The sequence below is a fragment of the Nocardia sp. CC227C genome, from assembly GCF_030767025.1.
Lineage (GTDB): Bacteria > Actinomycetota > Actinomycetes > Mycobacteriales > Mycobacteriaceae > Nocardia.
The window spans coordinates 61,179-78,072 of the sequence record NZ_JASITE010000009.1 but is presented as its reverse complement, the minus strand read 5'-3'; the positions used below and the strand labels follow the sequence as shown (position 1 = coordinate 78,072).

19 protein-coding genes are annotated in these 16,894 nt (G+C 64.4%); 6 read left to right on the top strand and 13 right to left on the bottom strand.

What is annotated here, in order from left to right; translation table 11 throughout:
- Positions 1 to 3: 3 nt before the first annotated feature.
- Both QMO76_RS19600 and QMO76_RS19595 read right to left on the bottom strand, forming a co-directional pair.
- Positions 4 to 102, bottom strand: coding sequence for a DUF6131 family protein (locus tag QMO76_RS19600; RefSeq protein WP_306362767.1), 99 nt, complete (start codon positions 100 to 102; stop codon positions 4 to 6).
- A 9-nt stretch (positions 103 to 111) separates the two neighbouring features.
- Positions 112 to 537, bottom strand: coding sequence for a hypothetical protein (locus QMO76_RS19595; protein WP_306362766.1), 426 nt, complete (start codon positions 535 to 537; stop codon positions 112 to 114).
- Between the two features lie 161 nt (positions 538 to 698).
- On the opposite strand from QMO76_RS19595, the gene QMO76_RS19590 reads away from it, so the two are divergent.
- On the top strand, positions 699 to 887 hold the full coding sequence (locus tag QMO76_RS19590; protein WP_306362765.1) for a hypothetical protein: 189 nt from the start codon (positions 699 to 701) through the stop codon (positions 885 to 887).
- A gap of 195 nt (positions 888 to 1,082) precedes the next feature.
- Entirely contained in the window at positions 1,083 to 2,021 is a 939-nt protein-coding gene (gene ligD, locus QMO76_RS19585) for a non-homologous end-joining DNA ligase (protein ID WP_306362952.1), read from the top strand.
- Positions 2,022 to 2,080: 59 nt separating this feature from the next.
- Here the strand turns inward: ligD and QMO76_RS19580 are convergent, their stop codons facing one another.
- Positions 2,081 to 2,212 carry an SHOCT domain-containing protein gene (locus QMO76_RS19580; RefSeq protein ID WP_372342021.1) on the bottom strand — a complete coding sequence of 44 codons (132 nt, stop codon included), beginning with the start codon at positions 2,210 to 2,212 and terminating at the stop codon, positions 2,081 to 2,083.
- A gap of 210 nt (positions 2,213 to 2,422) precedes the next feature.
- Here QMO76_RS19580 and QMO76_RS19575 point away from each other — a divergent pair, with 210 nt between their 5' ends.
- The 3 genes from QMO76_RS19575 to QMO76_RS19565 all read left to right on the top strand — a co-directional run bounded on the left by QMO76_RS19575 (position 2,423) and on the right by QMO76_RS19565 (position 4,321).
- Complete coding sequence (locus QMO76_RS19575) at positions 2,423 to 3,469, top strand: radical SAM protein (protein WP_306362764.1); 1,047 nt, start codon at positions 2,423 to 2,425, stop codon at positions 3,467 to 3,469.
- A 9-nt stretch (positions 3,470 to 3,478) separates the two neighbouring features.
- Positions 3,479 to 3,976 (top strand): class I SAM-dependent methyltransferase, encoded by a 498-nt coding sequence (locus QMO76_RS19570; protein WP_306362763.1) that lies wholly within the window; start codon positions 3,479 to 3,481, stop codon positions 3,974 to 3,976.
- Positions 3,977 to 4,126: 150 nt separating this feature from the next.
- The gene (locus QMO76_RS19565; RefSeq protein ID WP_306362762.1) at positions 4,127 to 4,321 is read left to right on the top strand and encodes a hypothetical protein; all 195 of its coding nucleotides are present in this window, start codon (positions 4,127 to 4,129) and stop codon (positions 4,319 to 4,321) included.
- Positions 4,322 to 4,408: 87 nt separating this feature from the next.
- Here QMO76_RS19565 and QMO76_RS19560 read toward each other — a convergent pair whose 3' ends face one another.
- Entirely contained in the window at positions 4,409 to 5,053 is a 645-nt protein-coding gene (locus tag QMO76_RS19560; protein WP_306362761.1) for a TetR/AcrR family transcriptional regulator C-terminal domain-containing protein, read from the bottom strand.
- Between the two features lie 111 nt (positions 5,054 to 5,164).
- Between QMO76_RS19560 and QMO76_RS19555 the strand changes: the two genes are divergently transcribed.
- Positions 5,165 to 6,139, top strand: coding sequence for an NAD(P)-dependent alcohol dehydrogenase (locus QMO76_RS19555; RefSeq protein WP_306362760.1), 975 nt, complete (start codon positions 5,165 to 5,167; stop codon positions 6,137 to 6,139).
- 70 nt (positions 6,140 to 6,209) lie between these two features.
- On the opposite strand, the gene QMO76_RS19550 is transcribed toward QMO76_RS19555, so the two are convergent.
- The 9 genes from QMO76_RS19550 to QMO76_RS19510 all read right to left on the bottom strand — a co-directional run bounded on the left by QMO76_RS19550 (position 6,210) and on the right by QMO76_RS19510 (position 16,810).
- Positions 6,210 to 6,863, bottom strand: coding sequence for an ABC transporter permease (locus QMO76_RS19550; protein WP_306362759.1), 654 nt, complete (start codon positions 6,861 to 6,863; stop codon positions 6,210 to 6,212).
- A 615-nt stretch (positions 6,864 to 7,478) separates the two neighbouring features.
- Positions 7,479 to 8,480 carry a hypothetical protein gene (locus tag QMO76_RS19545; RefSeq protein WP_306362758.1) on the bottom strand — a complete coding sequence of 334 codons (1,002 nt, stop codon included), beginning with the start codon at positions 8,478 to 8,480 and terminating at the stop codon, positions 7,479 to 7,481.
- A gap of 329 nt (positions 8,481 to 8,809) precedes the next feature.
- Positions 8,810 to 9,649, bottom strand: coding sequence for a hypothetical protein (locus tag QMO76_RS19540; RefSeq protein WP_306362757.1), 840 nt, complete (start codon positions 9,647 to 9,649; stop codon positions 8,810 to 8,812).
- 100 nt (positions 9,650 to 9,749) lie between these two features.
- Positions 9,750 to 11,255, bottom strand: a complete 1,506-nt coding sequence (locus tag QMO76_RS19535; protein WP_306362756.1) for a tryptophan 7-halogenase — start codon at positions 11,253 to 11,255, stop codon at positions 9,750 to 9,752.
- A gap of 29 nt (positions 11,256 to 11,284) precedes the next feature.
- The gene (locus QMO76_RS19530; RefSeq protein WP_306362755.1) at positions 11,285 to 12,538 is read right to left on the bottom strand and encodes a tryptophan 2,3-dioxygenase; all 1,254 of its coding nucleotides are present in this window, start codon (positions 12,536 to 12,538) and stop codon (positions 11,285 to 11,287) included.
- A complete protein-coding gene (locus tag QMO76_RS19525) occupies positions 12,501 to 13,622 on the bottom strand; it encodes an aminotransferase class V-fold PLP-dependent enzyme (protein ID WP_306362754.1) in 1,122 nt (373 codons plus the stop codon). Before QMO76_RS19525 ends, QMO76_RS19530 begins: the two co-directional genes overlap by 38 nt.
- Before the next feature lie 8 nt (positions 13,623 to 13,630).
- Positions 13,631 to 14,362, bottom strand: coding sequence for a tryptophan 2,3-dioxygenase family protein (locus tag QMO76_RS19520; RefSeq protein ID WP_306362753.1), 732 nt, complete (start codon positions 14,360 to 14,362; stop codon positions 13,631 to 13,633).
- A gap of 607 nt (positions 14,363 to 14,969) precedes the next feature.
- The gene (locus QMO76_RS19515) at positions 14,970 to 15,719 is read right to left on the bottom strand and encodes a hypothetical protein (protein WP_306362752.1); all 750 of its coding nucleotides are present in this window, start codon (positions 15,717 to 15,719) and stop codon (positions 14,970 to 14,972) included.
- A 278-nt stretch (positions 15,720 to 15,997) separates the two neighbouring features.
- Positions 15,998 to 16,810 carry an SDR family NAD(P)-dependent oxidoreductase gene (locus QMO76_RS19510; RefSeq protein ID WP_306362751.1) on the bottom strand — a complete coding sequence of 271 codons (813 nt, stop codon included), beginning with the start codon at positions 16,808 to 16,810 and terminating at the stop codon, positions 15,998 to 16,000.
- Positions 16,811 to 16,894: the final 84 nt, after the last annotated feature.

Here is a 16,894-nt window from a genome sequence, read left to right as displayed (position 1 = left end):
CGGCTAGTAGTAGTGCCTGCGGCCGCCGATGGCGCGGCCGGCGGAGCCGAGGAGTGCGAGCACCACGCCGATGACGGCGAGAATGATGCCGAGAATGATCATGATCGGGTCCTATTTCGATACGGGCGAGGTCGGTTTGCCGGTCGTCGGGCGGTGCAGGAACCGATTGAACGACCAGGTGGGGGTGGAATCCGGGGCGGAGCGCGCGGCGGGAGCCGACGCGGTCGCGCCCGGTGGAGCGGTCGATTCCTTACGGTCAGCCGCGATTTCGCGCTTCGACTCGCGGAGTTCGCGCCGTGCGGCGCTGCCGCGCCGCGATGCCGTCCACACCGCCGTCAGGAGCAGGATGAGCCCGCACGCGCCGATGGCGCCGACGAGCATGCCGTAGCCGAACACCGCCCCGGAGGACAGGTCGTAGTTCTGGCCGAAAACCGTGAAACTGTTGGAGAGCGTGTTGTTTTCGCCGCTGTTCTCCCGGACACCGGCAACGCCCACGGCCACGGCGCCGAGGAGGGCGATGAGCCCGATGATGGTCAACATACCGCGGCTATTCCCGCTACGCCGCCACTCAAACGGGGTATGAGCGGCGGTTTTCGCGACACGCCGCGCGTGTTCCTTGACGCGCGAGGCGGTTTGGTGCGTGTACGGGCGGCTACCCGACCGGCGACACTGTCCTGTATTCGAGAGGGGTGGCCGCCATGGCCTACACCTACCAGCTCCCCGATTACGCGCGCGAAGTGGATATCGCCGAAGACGCGCTGCTCGGGATGAACTCGGTGCATTCGGTGAACCGGGACAACGCTTCCGAGTCCATCGTGGTGACCGCCGACCTCGGCTACGACGAGGTGCTCGAGGTGATCCGGGAGAACGGCATCTCGGCGCGCTGAGTCCGCACGGCGTCGGTGACCTGTCGAATGCCCGGCGGCGGACGTGCGCCTGGCTACGGGCGGCGACGCTCTCGGCGAGCCTCGTCGGCAGGCTGGCAATCTTAGGGCAAACTCCGAGGCATGTCCCCTTCGCCTGGTTTCCTACCCGGGTAGCGGCACTCGGTGGCCGCACCATTCCGGCAGGTGCCCGCGCCCATGCTGGCGGTGGCGGGACCGCCGCCGGATGCGGAGGGGTGGGCGGTGGAGATGAAATGGGACGGCGCTCGCATCATGGCGGTGTGCGCGGCGGGGGAGTGCCGGCTGTACAGCCGCAACGGCAGGGATGTCGGCGGGTCGTACCCGGAACTCGTGGCCGCGCTGCGCGCCCTGGCGGGGGACCGGGCCCTGGTACTCGACGCCGAGGTGATCGCCGCCGACGCCGACGGCGCGCCCTCCTTCGGCCGCCTGCAACGCCGTATGCACGTCGCCCGGCCGGGGGAGCAACTGGTGGCGGAGGTGCCGGTCCAGCTGTTCGCCTTCGACGTCCTCGCCGTCGCCGCCCGCGACGTCACCGCGCTGCCCTATCTGGAGCGCCGCCGACTGTTGGCCGAATTACACCTCACCGCACCACTTTCCGCACCACCGCACTGGCTCGGGGTGGGAGCGGGCAAACTGCTCGCGGTCGCGCGGGACCACCGGCTGGAGGGCATCGTCTCCAAACGCGTCGACTCCCCCTATCTGCCGGGCCGTCGCTCGCCCGCCTGGATCAAGACACCGCTGCGCCGCAGCACCGAGGTGATCGTCTGCGGCTGGACCCCGGGCAGCGGCGGACACCAGCACACCTTCGGCTCACTGGTCCTCGGCGCTCACGACGCCACCGGCACCCTGGTCTACATCGGCAATGTCGGCACCGGCTTCACCCAGGCGGTACGCCGCGTGCTGCGCGCCGCCCTCGACGACATCGAGCTGTCCGCAAGCCCTTTCGCCGCCGTGCCGCCGCTGTCCGGGCGCTGGCACTGGGTACGGCCCGTACTCGTCGGCGACGTCGAGTACCGCGAATTCACCGACCGCCTGCGCATGCCGAGCTGGAAGGGTCTGCGTTCGGACAAGACCGCCGCCGAGGTGCTGCTCCCCGAGACCACACCGGACGGGTGACGCTCAGCCGGGCGGGCGCGGCGGCCGCGCATCGGCATCCGCATCGGCCGAATAGCCGTTCAGGACAGCGCTTTCGCCTTCAACTGTTCGAATTCCCGTTGGGTGATGGTGCCGTCAGCCAGCAGCTGTTTGGCGTCGGCGATCTGGGCGGCCGGATTGGTTCCCGCGGTCTTCTCGATGTAGTCCGCCACGCTATTTCGCGTCCCGGGGACGGGGATCACCTCATTCGGGTGAAGACGCGCGTTGCGGCGCGGTGCTGATCAGAGCGCCCAGCACCCAGGCCCAGAAGCCGGTTCAACAAGCCGGGCACGCTGCCGCTGGAGTTTCAGACCGAGATCCGAGACGGCTGCCCGTCGGACTGCGGGCTGTGTCCGGATCACAAGCAGCACGCCTGTCTGGGCTTGATCGAGGTCAATACCGGGTGCAATCTGGACTGCCCGATCTGTTTCGCCGACTCCGGTCACCAGCCCGACGGGTATTCCATCACCGTCGAGCAGTGTCAGCGCATGATCGACGTCTTCGTCGCCGCCGAGGGCGAACCCGAGGTCGTCATGTTCTCCGGCGGCGAACCCACCATTCACAAGCGGCTGCTCGAATTCGTCGATATGGCCCAGGCCAGCCCGATCCGCACGGTGACCATCAACACCAATGGCATCCGGCTCGCCTCCGACCGCGATTTCGTGGCCGCGCTCGCCGAACGCAATGGCCGCGGCGGCAAGGTCGTGAATATCTATCTGCAGTTCGACGGCTTCGACGAGCAGACGCACCGGCGCATCCGGGGCCGGGACCTGCGGGCGATCAAGCAACGCGCCCTGGACAATTGCGCCGCGGCCGGATTGACCGTCACCCTGGCCGCCGCGATCGAACGCGGTCTCAACGAGCACGAGATCGGCGCGATCGTGGAGTTCGGATTGGCGCATCCGGCGGTGCGCGCGGTCGCCTTCCAGCCGGTCACCCACGCCGGGCGGCACATCGAATTCGATCCGCTGCAGCGGATGACGAACCCGGACGTGGTGAACGCGATCGCGGAGCAGTTGCCGCGGTGGTTCACTCCGGCCGATTTCTTCCCGGTGCCGTGCTGTTTTCCCACGTGTCGGTCGATCACCTACCTGATCACCGACGGCACACCGGGGGATTTCGACTACACCGTGGTCCCGCTCCCGCGGTTGCTGGCGGTGGAGGATTACCTCGACTATGTGTCCAATCGTGTCGTGCCCGATTACGAGATCCGGGAAGCGCTCGAGAAGCTGTGGAGTGCTTCGGCTTCGGTGGGAACGCCGAGCACCGACGAGAAGCTCGTCCGCGCCGCCTCCGAACTCGTCTGTGGCCCGGGCGGCTGCGGCATCGACCTGCCGCGGGCCGCTCGGGAGCTGGCCGATCGGGCGTTCATGATCGTGGTGCAGGACACCGGACGACACGAACGTCGGCACCCGCGCCGTGCCGCGTGACGAGCGGCTATGACCACCCCGCCGTATCCCTGGCTCGGACCGCTCTCGGACGCGGAGTTCAAAACCTGCTGTGTCGATGCCTCTTCGCGCGATGCGGTGGCACTGCTGCTCGGCGACTCCTACCACCCAGGCGGCACGGCACTGACCCGAAAACTCGCGGACCGGCTGGGCTTGCACTCGGCGGATCGGGTGTTGGATGTCGCCAGCGGGCCGGGCGCCACCGCCCGGCTGCTGGCCGCTACCTATGCGGTGACCATCGACGGCATCGATCTCTCCGAAGCCGCCGTGGCCAGAGCCGAGACCGCCGCCGATGCCGCCGACCTCGGGGAACGGGTGCGTTTCCAGCGCGGCGACGCGGAAGCGATCCCCTTCCCGGCCGCGGCATTCGACGCTGTCGTGTGCGAATGCGCGTTGTGCCTGTTCCCTGACAAGGCTCGTGCCGCAACGGAATTCGCCCGAGTCCTGCGGACCGGCGGCCGGGTGGGCGTCACCGATGTCACGGTGTGAGCACCCGGGCTGCCATCGGAGCTGACCGACCTCGTCTCCCATATCGCCTGTGTCGCCGACGTCCGATCGGAAGCCGCCTACGCCGACCTGCTCACCCGAGCCGGACTGCGAATCACGGCGACCGAGGACCACGATCACGCGATCTCCACCATGCTCGACCACATCGAGGCGCGGCTGTTCCTGCTCCGCATCACCGCGCCCGCACTCCTCGCCGAACAGGGGATCAGCCGGTCCGCGATCAGTCGGTATCTGCGCGTCGCGCGCGACGCCGTCACCGACGGCCGCCTCGGCTACGCCCTGGTCACCGCCGAGAAGCCGCACTGGTCGCGACAACGATCGTCGTGAACGCCAGCGGTGCGTGACCGCGTGGAGGCGGATTTCGCGATCACGCCGGTCGCCCGGGTGGGCATCAGTGCGGGTTCGGGGACTCGGTCAGGTCACCGCGCGCATCCGTTCCAACCCGTCGAGTATCAGGTCCAGCCCGAACTCGAAGTCGTCGCCGGTCGGATGGTCGAGGTGATGACGGATGTGCGCGGCGAGGTCCGGGTAGCGGTCGGTCGGGAAGGTGCGCAGGAATCCTTCGCCCATCGCCGTCATCTCGGCGGCCTCCAGCGGGAACCCCTGCGCCTGCAACGCATGTCCGACGATGTGGTTCTCGATGGCGTGGTAGGTGAGATCGAGCAGACCGGCGGGGAATCCCGCCTCGCGCAGGCTGCGCAGTGCCCCGTCCATATAGCGCATTCGGGCCGGCCCCAAGCTGATCCGTGCGGTCCACATGGCCGCCGCCCAGCGGTGGCGCATCAACGTGGTGTGCGCGGAGACCGCTCGCGCTCGCGCGTAGTCCCGCCACGGGAGGTCGACGTCGGGCAGCGTGATCTCCTCGGCGACCCTGTCGAGCATGCCGTCGAACAGGTCTTCCTTGTTGGCGACATGGTTGTACAGTGCCATGGCTTCCACGCCGAGCGTGCCGCCCAGGCGACGCATGGTCAGGGCATCGACGCCCTCGGTGTCGGCCAGGGCGATACCGGCGTCGAGTACGCGAGCACGGTTGAGCGGTGTGCGACGTTCGGTTCGCACGTTGTGCGCCTTCGGCACCGGCGGGCACCTTCCCCTTGTTGACGGCTACTGGTCCACAGCGTAACTTACGGCGTACATATTTACTTTGTAAGTGCAGTGAGGCGGTGCGGTGTGCAGGCACTATTTCAGCGCGAATACGGCAGTCCGAGTGAGGTTCTGGAACTGCGCGAGATCGAACGGCCGACCCCGGGCATCGGCGAGGTACTGGTGCGCGTGCGCGCTTCGTCGGTGAATCCGGCGGACTGGCTGACCTTGCGCGGCCGCCCGTACGTGGCCAGGCCCGGATTTGGCTTCGTGCGGCCGAAACATCGCGTCCCGGGCAAGGATGTCGCGGGAATCGTCGAGGCGGTAGGCCCGAATGTCACCCGGTTCCAGCGCGGTGACGCGGTGTACGGCGAACTGCCGGGCGGGGCCTACGGCGAGTTCGCGGTGGCCGCGGCGGATGCGGTGGCGATCAAACCGGCGAATCTCGATTTCGCGGCGGCGGCGGCCGTTCCCCTGGCGGGTATCACGGCGCTGCAGGGGATTCACGATCGCGGTGCGGTGCGCGCCGGGCAGCGGGTGCTGGTCAACGGCGCGTCGGGTGGGGTCGGCACGTTCGCGATCCAGATCGCCAAATCCCTGGACGCGCATGTCACGGGCGTGTGCTCGGCACGCAATCTCGACCTGGTGCGGTCCATCGGGGCCGATGAGGTGATCGACTACACCCGCGTCGACTTCACCCGCGGTCCGCGGCGTTACCACCTCGTCTTCGATCTGATCGGCAATCACACCATGTCCGGGTACCGGCGGGTCCTGGAGCCCGACGGGGTGTACGTGTGCGCCACGGGGATGCCGGGTGGTCCGGTGTTCGGGCCGCTGCCCTACCTGCTGCGGGTCCTGCTCGCGTCCCTGCGCGGCGGTCCGGCGATGCGTGTGCTGGTGGCGAGGCCCACCGCCGCCGACCTCTCGACCCTGACCAGGCTCATCGAGGACGGCCGGGTCACACCCGTCGTAGACCGCGTTGTCCCACTCGCGGAGGCTGCCGACGCACTGGCCTCTCAGGGGGCCGGGCACGCGCGGGGCAAGACCGTCATCACCGTGTAGCCCGATACCCAGCGGGGGCCGGGCGCTGCCCGGCCCCCGCCCGGCGTTCACACGGCCGCGACCGGCGGTGTCACCTCTCCCGGCGGTAGAGCCGCATGGCGACGGGCGCGCATACCCCGACGAGCACGGCGCAGGTCAGCAGCACCCAACCCACCTCGGTTCCCACTGGGTCCCCGTGCATGAGCCCGCGTACCGCCGTCACCAGATGGGTGATCGGGTTGACGTTCACGAAGCCTTCCAGCCAACCGGGCAGGGTGGCGGGGTCGATGAAGACATTGCTGACGAAGGTCAGCGGGAACGTGACCATCATGCCGAGGAACATCATCGACTCGGGTGCGCTGATCACCAGGCCGATGCCGGTCCGGAACCCCAGCAGCGTGCCGACACCCACGATGACGGTGGCGCTGATCGCGTAACGGCCGAGGTCGGCGAGCAGCGCTCCGGCCAGTGCGGCTGGCTGCCAGATCGGCAGCGACCGGAACCGGTCGAAGATCCCCTTGGTGATATCGGAATTGAGTGCCACCCCGGTCGACTGCGTCGTCATCACGATCGTCATCACGAGCAGGCCGGGCAGTACCGACTGCAGGTACACCCGGGTCGAGCCGGTGAGGGCTCCGCCGAACAGGTAGGTGAACATGACCAGCAGGATCACCGGGAACATGGTGACATCGAATGCCTGGCTGGGAATGTGTTTGAGCCGCAGCAGCGCCCGCCAGCCGAACACCAGGACGGTGGGCAGCGCGCCCGCGCACGACGATCTCGCCGGTCGTGGTGGTGGCGCGGACGGTGTTGATTGCTTCGGCCAGCAGCACGTGCGAACCGCGTGCCGACCCGGCGGAACCGCCACGCAGGCGGGCCGCGATCGCCACGGGTGCCGATACCGGGGTCGACGCGGCCGCGACAAGGCCGTTCGCGCACCATCAGCCAGCGCACGACACGAGATTCGGGTCGTCGAACCTGACCGCCGACCTGGTCTGCGCATGCAACAATCGCACTTGCGAAATGCCTTTCCGGTGGGACTGTACGAGCCTCGACAACTCGCATCTTCCCCGTTCGGAGGGCACTTCCTTCATTTCAAACGGACACCCGGCCACATTCACCGGTGGACCCAGGCTGAGTAATCCGACCAACCGGAGTCACGGAAAGTGTGCCAGATCCACGATTCAACCGGAGTTGACAACGTGCCCGTCGGATTTCGGCAGCAGTAAGGCCAGTAGTTCCCACTGGTTGTAGGTCATAGCCCGGTATCGAGAACCGATCCCGGTTACCGCAGCCGACACTATGCACGATTGAAGCGACCGGCGAGGCTGATCGGTTCCGCAATTTAGAGGCATGACGTTCATATCAATCCTCTCGCCTGCCACCTCGACCTTGCTTCGTCGACCGCTAGTCTATGCAGTACGTGCGCCGGCTCGCTGGCAGCCGACCCTAGTAACTCGACATCGGCAAACGCATCGGCCACAGCCTCTCCCGACCTGAACTCCCCCTCCCTCCAGAAGCTGTACCCGCTCAACTGTGCGCGCCATTCCTGGAAACCCTTCATCGTTTCGGTCGGGGCGTCACCTTTACCATATATATCCTGGTAGTACTCAACCAACGCGGTTTGTGCTTTATCTTCTGCCGCTCGGAAGCCTTCATTGTTCATCGCGTGACCGAATTCATGCCACAGAGCGTGTGAAACCGGGTCACGTTCGGCTCCCGGAGATGTTTGCCCCTCCTGTACATCCCTTCTGTACCTATCGAATAGGGATTCCCGGTCGACAGCGTAGTTCCTGTTGACTCTTATCGCGGTACCGTGTATATCCTTTTTGACCACGAGACCTTTGGGTATAAATAACTCACGTGAACTCGCAAAGCCGCGGCGGCCCTGCGGATTGTCTATGCCAAGGCTATGAATTGTTGCGTATGGATACTTTTCATGAAATGCCTCGAAGGCTTTTGCTATTTCTTTAACTGTGCGCGTGTCAATGCCCCTGCCGTCGAAACCGTATACAGTGGTTGATTTTATAGCCATAAGTTGTTTCTGAATTTTCTTATTCGCCTTACGGTCTGAGTGTGACGAACCCGATAGGTTGGGGGCCGGTCCGTCATCGCCGAGTCGATAGTGAGACTTTCTGGCAGGCGCTGCGGCAAGCTGATTATTCCCCTCTTCCCCGGACGCAGCGATCAACTTTCCGATTTTATCGTCTTTGGATTCGAGTGTATTAGCGGCGGCGCGTGTCGGGGTGCTGCTGGCTGCTCGGGATATGTCTGATGCAGCCTTACCTCCTCTGCTGATCTCTGCCGACAGACGATCGCGAAATTTACGCCATGCATCGCTGAGTGCCCTACCGGTGTTCACGCGAAATCCTGTCCGAGCCACGTCCAGGTGATCGGGCCGTGTAGATGCAGCGAAGGGCACTTGTCCTTGTGCTCGCTTGCCTCCGGGGCATGTAGTTCACTGATGGCACCGAATCCAGTTTCGTCAGCTGGAGGCTGTAGGTCGCGATCGCCGGTACGGCACGGTGGGACTTCTTCGAATACATCATTAAGGACCCTTTCGAGGAGTCGGAAATGTAGCTCCGCAGCAGCGGCTCCACTGATTCGGCATCGCTCAGCCGAATAGTGCGAACCTGGCCGATGCCTTCGTCGACCAGGGTATGGCGACTTGCCCTCACCACGCGCCACAGCTCACGGAGGATCAGACTCGATAGGCCTGGGGAAATCTGAGAATCTGACTTCAACGATGGCCAGTGGCTTCAGGGGTTCGAATGCGCGCAGCTCGGGGTTCCGCTGGTGGTCCTTCCCAGGACCGTCGAACCCCTCGGGGATGGGGAGCGTTATTTCGGTGAAGGCCTTTCTGGGCAAGACATGAACGAAACCGATCAAGGAATCCGTATCGATAGCGCCGCTACGGATACCTTCAACGTAGTAGTGGACTTCGCCGACGTCGTCGGTAAAATACGCGAGCCTCACGTTCTGGTCGCCCAAGCGTTTGAACAGACTCATGAACACGGGAATCTCATATCCCTTGTCCACACAGATTGCAGGAGCGCCGTCGGGAACCGGTGGATCCAGTCCCCAGGTCGCTTGCCGCGGCTCTAACCTGGTCAAACTCAAGTGAGAGCCATGGAATGTAATAGCATCGCCGTAGCGATCCCTCAATTGCTGCAATGCCGCGAATCCGCGCAGCATCACAGGTAGTTCGCTGGGATGACCCGCACCGGCGCTGATTCCGAAGTCGTGGCGAAATCGGGCGGTCAGTTCAGGATCCGAATCGGGTGGGTCGTGGTCAAGGTCACCTCGAGGCGAGTCCGTAACGAACGGTTCGGCATGGTCACCTGACGTATCGGTCGCCTTCTCCGGAAAAGATTGCGACGCATCGCGGTCACCGCGTATCAATGCTCTGGCTGCATGGCCCGTGCTATGAGCGGCATCCGATAGGGTTCTGTTACTGATCTGAGCGATGTGGGTGACTGCATTTGCCGTTCGCTCGAGCAGCTCGAGCAGCATCAACTGTGCTTTCTTCAACGAGCCTCAATTGGAACACTCGCACCGCCGAGAGGTCGGAGGATATTCGATTAGACGGCGAGTGCTGTACTGATCGACCGTGGGAGAAGAACCCCGGTGCTCAGGTAGGGGGCGTGTCGACAGCCCGTGCCGGGATCGTCCATCGGCGTCCGTCGGCGGAGACACCGAGTCCACGGTCGAGCAGTGGGTTGCCGTCGTGCTCCGGCTTTCCGGGACGTAGTTGCCGCATGGCGATGGTCTCGCCGAGCGCCTCGGCTATCACGGGCACATGGTGTAAACCGATGACGTCGCCGTCGTCGTGGGTGCGGCCGATTATGGCGTCGATGTCCTTCGCGTCGGCCGACAGCGGCGAGCCGTCGGGTAGCGCCTTGTCATGGGAGGCGATGCCGCCGACGAGGTCGACGAATGCCTCGAGCGGGTCGCCTGTCCTGCCTGTGACGTGCTGCGCTGCACGGAAATAGGCTTGCTCGTCGTGTGTTTCATAGAACGCGACGAGGAAATCGTAGATTTTGCGGTACTCGCGGCGCATACGCGCCTCGTATTCGGCGAAGCATGCCGCTTCTTCGATGTCGCCGGCCAGCGCCGTATTGACGGCCCGCGCGGCGAGCAGGCCGCCGTAGGTCGCGAGGTGTACGCCGGTTGATATGACCGGGTCGACGAACATTGCGGCGTCGCCGACCAAGGCCATCCCCGGTGACCACAACGTCGTATGGTGATACGAGTAGTCTCTGCGCGTGCGCAGGCGGTCGTAGGGAGGTGTCGTGGCGGGCGGAACTCCCTTCAGGTAGTCGTGCACGATCGGACACTCAGCGATCATTTGGTGGTAGGCGGCTCGTTTGTCACCATGGAGGCGATGGACGTGGTCACTGCGGACGACGACTCCCACACTGGTGAGATCGCGTGCCAGGGGGATGTACCAGATCCAGCCGCTGGGGAAGGACGCGGACAGGATGTTGCCCGAGTTGGGTGCCGGTAGGCGCTTGCCGCCGGCGAAGTATCCGAACAGTGCGACACTGCGGAAATCCGGCGACATCGACCGGTGGCCTCCCACGCTGTCGCGCAGACGGCTGGTGTTGCCGGATGCGTCGATGAGCCACTTGCTGGTGGTTACGCGTTCCACGCCGGTATCGTCGGTGTACAGAACACCGGTGACACGGTCGCCTTCGCGTAGGACCTCCACCGCCTGGCATCGATATCGTACGGTCACGCCACAGCGGGACGCGTTGTCGAGTAGGATCTTGTCGAATTTCATCCGCTCGACTTGAAATGCGTAGTCGGCGGGACCCGCGAGTTGCGGTGACACAGAGAACGCGAATGTCCAGACGTTGGGATTTCGACCCCAGCGGAAGCTTCCGCCCCGCTTGGTGGTGAACCCGGCTTCGGCCAGCTCCTCGGATACGCCGAGGAGGCGACAGATGCCGTGAATCGTCGCGGGGAGCAATGATTCCCCGATCTGGTACCGCGGAAACTGTTCCTTTTCCAGCAGCAGGACGCGGTGCCCGTCCTGGGCGACGAGAGTCGCCGTCGTAGAGCCCGCAGGTCCACCCCCGACGACAACGACGTCATAATCTACCGGTCCGGTTCCGCCCGGAAATGTCTTCTGCATGTTGTCTTCCCTTCTGCGGCGGCATGTCGTCAATTCGTTTGTGTGTGTTCGTCACCTGCAAGTTTGAACAGTGGAATGGTTTGGGCATGGGCGAGATAGGGGGTTCCCTCGGTGTAACCGGTTCCCGTTTTCGTTCCCAGCATTCGCACGGCAAGGCTGTGATGGGTTCTGCGCCAACTCCGTACCTGCCTGGACAGGGCGGCCATGCTGTCGACCAATTCCTGCTCCGAACCGGAAGCGACGGAAAACTGCTCGCGCGCGGTACGCAACGCTTGTTCGAGGCTGAGCTGTCCATCATGGACGAGCCGTTTGACCTCGGGCACCGACTCGTACGCGGTCGATCGCAGACGGTCGGGATCGGGTGCGCGGCACAGTGACTCGACGATTTTGTAGTTCTGGGACTGGATCGCACTGGCCCCCTCGGTGAACTTCCGAAACTCGAGGAATGCCTGTGGCTGCATCGTGCCCAACAATGAAAAGAGAGCGCGTGAGTCGATCAGAACCTGTCCGGCCATAGTGACACAGGTGGCGGCGTCGAGCAGACGATTGGTCGCCGTGGCGAAGATCGCCGCGCGCAGGTACGCGGCGATGACGGCGAACGCGGATTCATATGATTGCAGTACCCGGATGAACAGGTATTCGTCGTGGAGTGTGTAGACCGGGAGCATGGTCGTGGCGAGCATGCGGCGGTCGGCCTCGTCGGTGATCAGCGAGGTCAACCTCGGCAGGTCGGCGGGTTCGACGGCGTGTGTGTCGCCGATGATCCCGCGCCGTCGCAGCGCGGGTAGCGCGGCGCGCAGGGCCAGCCGACATCGCTTGGCAACCAGCGCTGTCGGCGGTCGAAGTCCTGGAAGCAGCATCGTGCGTCCTGCGGCGGCATCCAGTTCGAACGCAATGAGGTCCGCGAGAAGGAGGAGCAGCAGCCGGTTTTGGCCGGCGTGTACTCGAGCCAGGTCGCCTGGGCTCGGATCGACGGCCTCGGGGTCCGGCAAGGGCAGTATGGGCAGTGCCAGATAGGTCGTGTAGTCGTAGCGGGAATCCCATTTGTCCAAGACGACATCCAGGAAACGTCGCAATTCGGCCGTCGACGGTCCGCGTACGGCGCGTAGCAGCATGCGCAGCTGGTGTAGCTCGTGCAGTAGCGATTCGGGGACGAAGTGTTTTCCTACCGTCCGATATTGGGCGACGACGTCGTCGTAGGGGAACGCATTCGGGTCTTGATACGCAGCGCGGAGATCCATTGTTTCAGTCCTGAAGTGCGGCAGCGAGTCGATCGATGTCATCGCTGGTGTTGTAATAGTGGAAGGCGAACCGCACCGTGTCGGCCCGCGGGCTGGTCACGATTCGCTGCTGCTGCAGAGCTTCGGCCAGCGCGTGCGCATTCGGGTGCCGCACCGCGATCATCGGTCCACGCTGATGTGGCGACCGAGGCGAACACACCTGGTACCCAGCGCCATACAGGGATGAGGCGGCGGCCTCGGTCAGTGTTCGGATATGGTCGCGGATCGCTGTCGCTGGTATCCGCTCCAGCAGTCGCAGGCCGGAAATGGCGGCGTAGACAGCGGGTATCGCGGGTGTCCCCGTCTCGTATCGGCGGGCGGTGTCGCTATAGGTCAACAATGCGGCATCGCGCCCGAACGGGTCGGGCGCGCCCATCCAGCCGGTGAGCACCGGGGCGGGCCCTTCAGGTTCCGGATCAGCGGAGTACAGCACCGCCGCCCCCGGCAGGCCGAGCAGGTACTTCGAGAACCCGAAGACCATGTGGTCAGCGACGGCGGTAATCGGTGCCATGGGCTCCGCGCCGACCAATTGGAATGCATCGACGAATACCTGCGAACCGGCGCGATGCGCAGCCTCGGCTATCTCACGCACCGGAAAGCGCTGCCCGTACAGATAGCCGCAGGCCGGGATGGAGACAAGACCCGTGTACTGGTCGATCGACGCCAGGTAGTTGGCGGTCAGCATCTCTATCGACGTGTCGTCGGGGATAACCGAGGTAATGGCCCCGCGTACGGCCTGGGCACGCCAGATCCTGGTGATGGAAGGGAACTCCGCCGCGCAGGTGACGATTTTCGGCCGCTTCCGCCAGTCGATCGATGTCGCGACCTGGTAGGCACCGATCGTGGCATTGGGAACGATCGCCACCCGATCGGCATCCGTGCCAAGAAAGGAGCCGACGGACCGGCGAAGAGCCGAAACACCGCGCTCGAACGCACCCCATGCCAGAGCTGGCTCCCTCATCTCGGCCAGCATCTGGCCGATGGCTTCTTCGAGACCGATGGAGTACGCGCCCAGGCTGCAGGTAGCGAAGTACGCGGACTCGTGGATCGACGGAAAGTGCTCCCGAAACTCGCGACTGGTTTCCACGGCGACTATCAGTCTTGCCGCTGGGTTCCGCTACGCGAACGGTCCGATGCCAACGGGCCCTGTTCGGTCAGCAGGCTTCGTATTCGCCACAGCTCCGGAAAATATTGACGATTCAGCAAAGCGGCCAGCGACTCGACAGGGGTTCCCTTGGTGCCCACCGCGGTATGGCCGATAATTCGAACGGTGAGTTTGAAATGCCGCGCCCGCCAGAGCCCCAGCGCCTCGTCCCAGTCGATCAATGCCTCCATCAGCTCGTAGACATCGGAGCGCGCGTCTTCTTTGTACACGGTGACGAGGTCGATACCGTCGTCACGGATCAGCGCATCGACGCATCGTGCGAGTTCCTGCGATGTTCGCCGCACCGCGGCCCAGCCGGGGGATTCGAAGCCCGACCCATGGCCCAACGCCACCCGAATCTGCTGAAATGTCCAGGGATCGAGGTGCTGTAGCATGCTCAGTTCGGCGGTCACGAAGCCGACCGCCGTGACCGCACGCCGCAACAACGCGTGCGCGTAGCGCAGATCACGGTCATCGATCGCGGTCATCGCACGGCGAAGCTCGATGTCGGCGAGCTTCAGCCACAGCTCGGTGACCTGATGAACCGTCTGAAACATGATCTCGTCGTGGTGCACGACATCGTCGGGGCCACGCTGCAATGCCAGCAGCTCACCAGTCCGCATATATCGCGCATAATCCGTGTCGCCGAAGCCATTCAAAATAGGTTGCGAGTAATCATTCATGGTCGCCTGTCAATGCTGTGAAGAATCGATGCTGGTGCACTGGTATAGCTATTGTTCTACCCGGGTTTCGTGGAGACCCTATTGATCAGCGTTGGGCAGATCAACGAGATGGTCGATCGCTCTCCGTTAGCTGACGAGCAGTAATCATTGGGTAATCAGAAACGGCTCGCATCCGTGCCTGTGCAACCTCTACCTACGCGCCTACCTATACGGGCCACCTACCTAGTTGGCTGCAAAGTCCGGTGTGCCGCAGAGCCCCGTCCTCAGTGAATGGAATCATTCGGCATACTCGAGATCGAAGTCGCTGTATCGCGAGGCTCGGAACTGGTCGGGGTGTGGTGCGGTACGCCAGGAGAGTGCAGTACGCGAGGGCGATCGGGTTGGCAGCGTGACTTCGACGCCGGTGGTCCCACGGCGTTGCGGTCCGTGGGGCCGCCCCGCTTCCGTGGCTGTCCATCGAGCAGTTCGCGGTTGCTCGAAGAGGAGTTGGCCAAGGGTGCGCTCGTGCACGGCTGTCCCGTCCAGCGCTGGACTCAGGCCAGGATCAAGACCGTGTTCGGCCGCCGTTCCCGCATCTTCGACAGGCTCAAAGAGGTATCGCTGCTGCCTACGGCTGGAGCTGGCAGACCCCACTAGCTAGGTCGACCGCTTCGACCTTCGTCATCATTTCCTCGCTCAGGGCGATGTTGCGGAACTCCTTGACGAAGTCGGAGCGAATGCCGGAACGCGAATCGGGTGCTTCCGGAAACGACAGGCCGTGGTCGATGGCCACGATGGCGCCGTCGCGGCCGGTGCGGTAGTTGCCCCAGTGACGATCGGTGTTGCCGATGACGTAGTCCAGGACCGCCATCTGCTCGCGTTGGATCTTCGGGTAGCGGTCGTTCAGACGCCGCAACTCGTCCATGGTCTTCTTCTTCCACCAGTCCTCGCGTGGCAGCCGCAGCTGAGCGGCCTTGGGGTGGCTCGGGGTGGAATACGCCCAGATCTGGGAGGCGAGGTGTCCGGCCCCGCGCGGAATGCCGAAGCGCAGCGGAAGATCGGGGAACACGCCCGGTAGCGTCTCGAGGTGACCCGATTTGTAGACACTGCGGGCTCCACCCGCCGAACGCCCGAGGAAGGTTGCGCTGACTCCTCCCCCGAGTGGTTTCACGTCACCATCGAGCCTTCGTGCCGCGACTTCCGTCGGGCTCGGCTCGAAATGCGGAAGTCCGATCCTGTCGACGTCGGCAAGCCTCCGGGCGGCGTGCTCGGTTGTTCGAGCGAATCCCAAGCTGTGGTAGCCCTTGGACAGCTCCTGGATACTCTCGGCCAGGCCGTGGGCGATCGTGGTGAGCAGCCGAGCGAGTGGGTTGTTCACCTCTGTTCGAACCGGTCCTCGGGATCTTGTCACGTCCACAGGGGACTGCTGAACGATCGCGTGCCATGTCAACCGGTGCCCCACCGGTTGGTTTCCGACCGTGGTCTGCCCTGGATTTTCGTTCGGGGCGCGACCCAGTTTCTGGTTTCCGTGTTGGACATTGGGCGACGCGGGGCTGAGGAGTCCACAATGAGGGCGACCGCTGGCAACTCGGTCGTGCGCCAGCTCCTTCGCTCATACCGCGACCGCAGGCCGGGCGGTGCGATACGCCCGGCAGTTCAGTCGACGAGTGCGCCAGCCGACAGGTTGGCGATTGTTCCGGTCATGGTTCGGGTGCGGTCCGACGCCAGGAACGCGGCCGTCTCGGCGACTTCCGACAGCGTCGGCAGGCGTTTCAGCAGTGTGCCCTGCACCATGCCGCCGTCCTCAAGGAATTTCCGAATCGACTGCCCGGCGGCTTCCGCGCCGGGTCGGAAGAGGTCCTTGGTGTAGGACCCCGCCGCTGGTGCGTCGACGATCGCGTGTGGGCGGATGCCGATGACTCGAATGTTGTTGGGCGCCAACTCTGCCGCCAGGACGCGAGTGAAAGCCTCTTTGCCGGCGGCGCTCACGCTGTGTCCCAGGATGCCGCCGACCGCTAGTTTGGAACCGGGTTCCGACAAGGTCAGGATGACACCGGGGCGGCGGTGGCCCATGTGCGGTGCTACGGCTTTGCTCGTTATGAAAAGCGTCCGCAAGAAGCCGTCGATCGGTCGCATGAAGTCCTCCAGTGACAGGTGCGCCAGCGGGGTTCCTTGGTCGTGCATGACGCTGACCGCGTTGATGGCGACGTCGATACCGCCAGCTGTCGCTGCGACCTCTTCGGCATGCTTCTCAACGGCGTGTTGATCGAGAACGTCGAGCTGCGCGATCTCGACGCTTCCGCCTGCGTCGGTGATCTCGTATGCCACGGCCTCGAGCTTCGCCCGTGTCCGTCCGGCGAGGAAGATCCGCGCGCCTTCCCTGGCGAATGTTCGAGCGATCGCGCCGCCGATCGCGCCGCCGCCGCCATAGATGACCGCGCTCTTACCGTCCAGCAGTGATCCGCTCATATCGGTCCTCCAGGTGATCGTCTTTCCGAGTGATGCGGTTGCCGGGCGGGTGTCCGTGCAGCTTGCATCATGCAAGAAATGTAG

Excerpts from the sequence above, each read along its gene's own strand:
- QMO76_RS19590 (WP_306362765.1), top strand. The coding sequence starts at position 699 with ATGGCCTACACCTACCAGCTCCCCGATTACGCGCGCGAAGTGGATATC.
- QMO76_RS19530 (WP_306362755.1), bottom strand. The coding sequence starts at position 12,538 with ATGACATCGATCGACTCGCTGCCGCACTTCAGGACTGAAACAATGGAT.
- QMO76_RS19520 (WP_306362753.1), bottom strand. The coding sequence starts at position 14,362 with ATGAATGATTACTCGCAACCTATTTTGAATGGCTTCGGCGACACGGAT.
- QMO76_RS19510 (WP_306362751.1), bottom strand. The coding sequence starts at position 16,810 with ATGAGCGGATCACTGCTGGACGGTAAGAGCGCGGTCATCTATGGCGGC.
- QMO76_RS19570 (WP_306362763.1), top strand. The coding sequence starts at position 3,479 with ATGACCACCCCGCCGTATCCCTGGCTCGGACCGCTCTCGGACGCGGAG.
- ligD (WP_306362952.1), top strand. The coding sequence starts at position 1,083 with ATGCTGGCGGTGGCGGGACCGCCGCCGGATGCGGAGGGGTGGGCGGTG.
- QMO76_RS19535 (WP_306362756.1), bottom strand. The coding sequence starts at position 11,255 with ATGCAGAAGACATTTCCGGGCGGAACCGGACCGGTAGATTATGACGTC.
- QMO76_RS19565 (WP_306362762.1), top strand. The coding sequence starts at position 4,127 with ATGCTCGACCACATCGAGGCGCGGCTGTTCCTGCTCCGCATCACCGCG.
- QMO76_RS19600 (WP_306362767.1), bottom strand. The coding sequence starts at position 102 with ATGATCATTCTCGGCATCATTCTCGCCGTCATCGGCGTGGTGCTCGCA.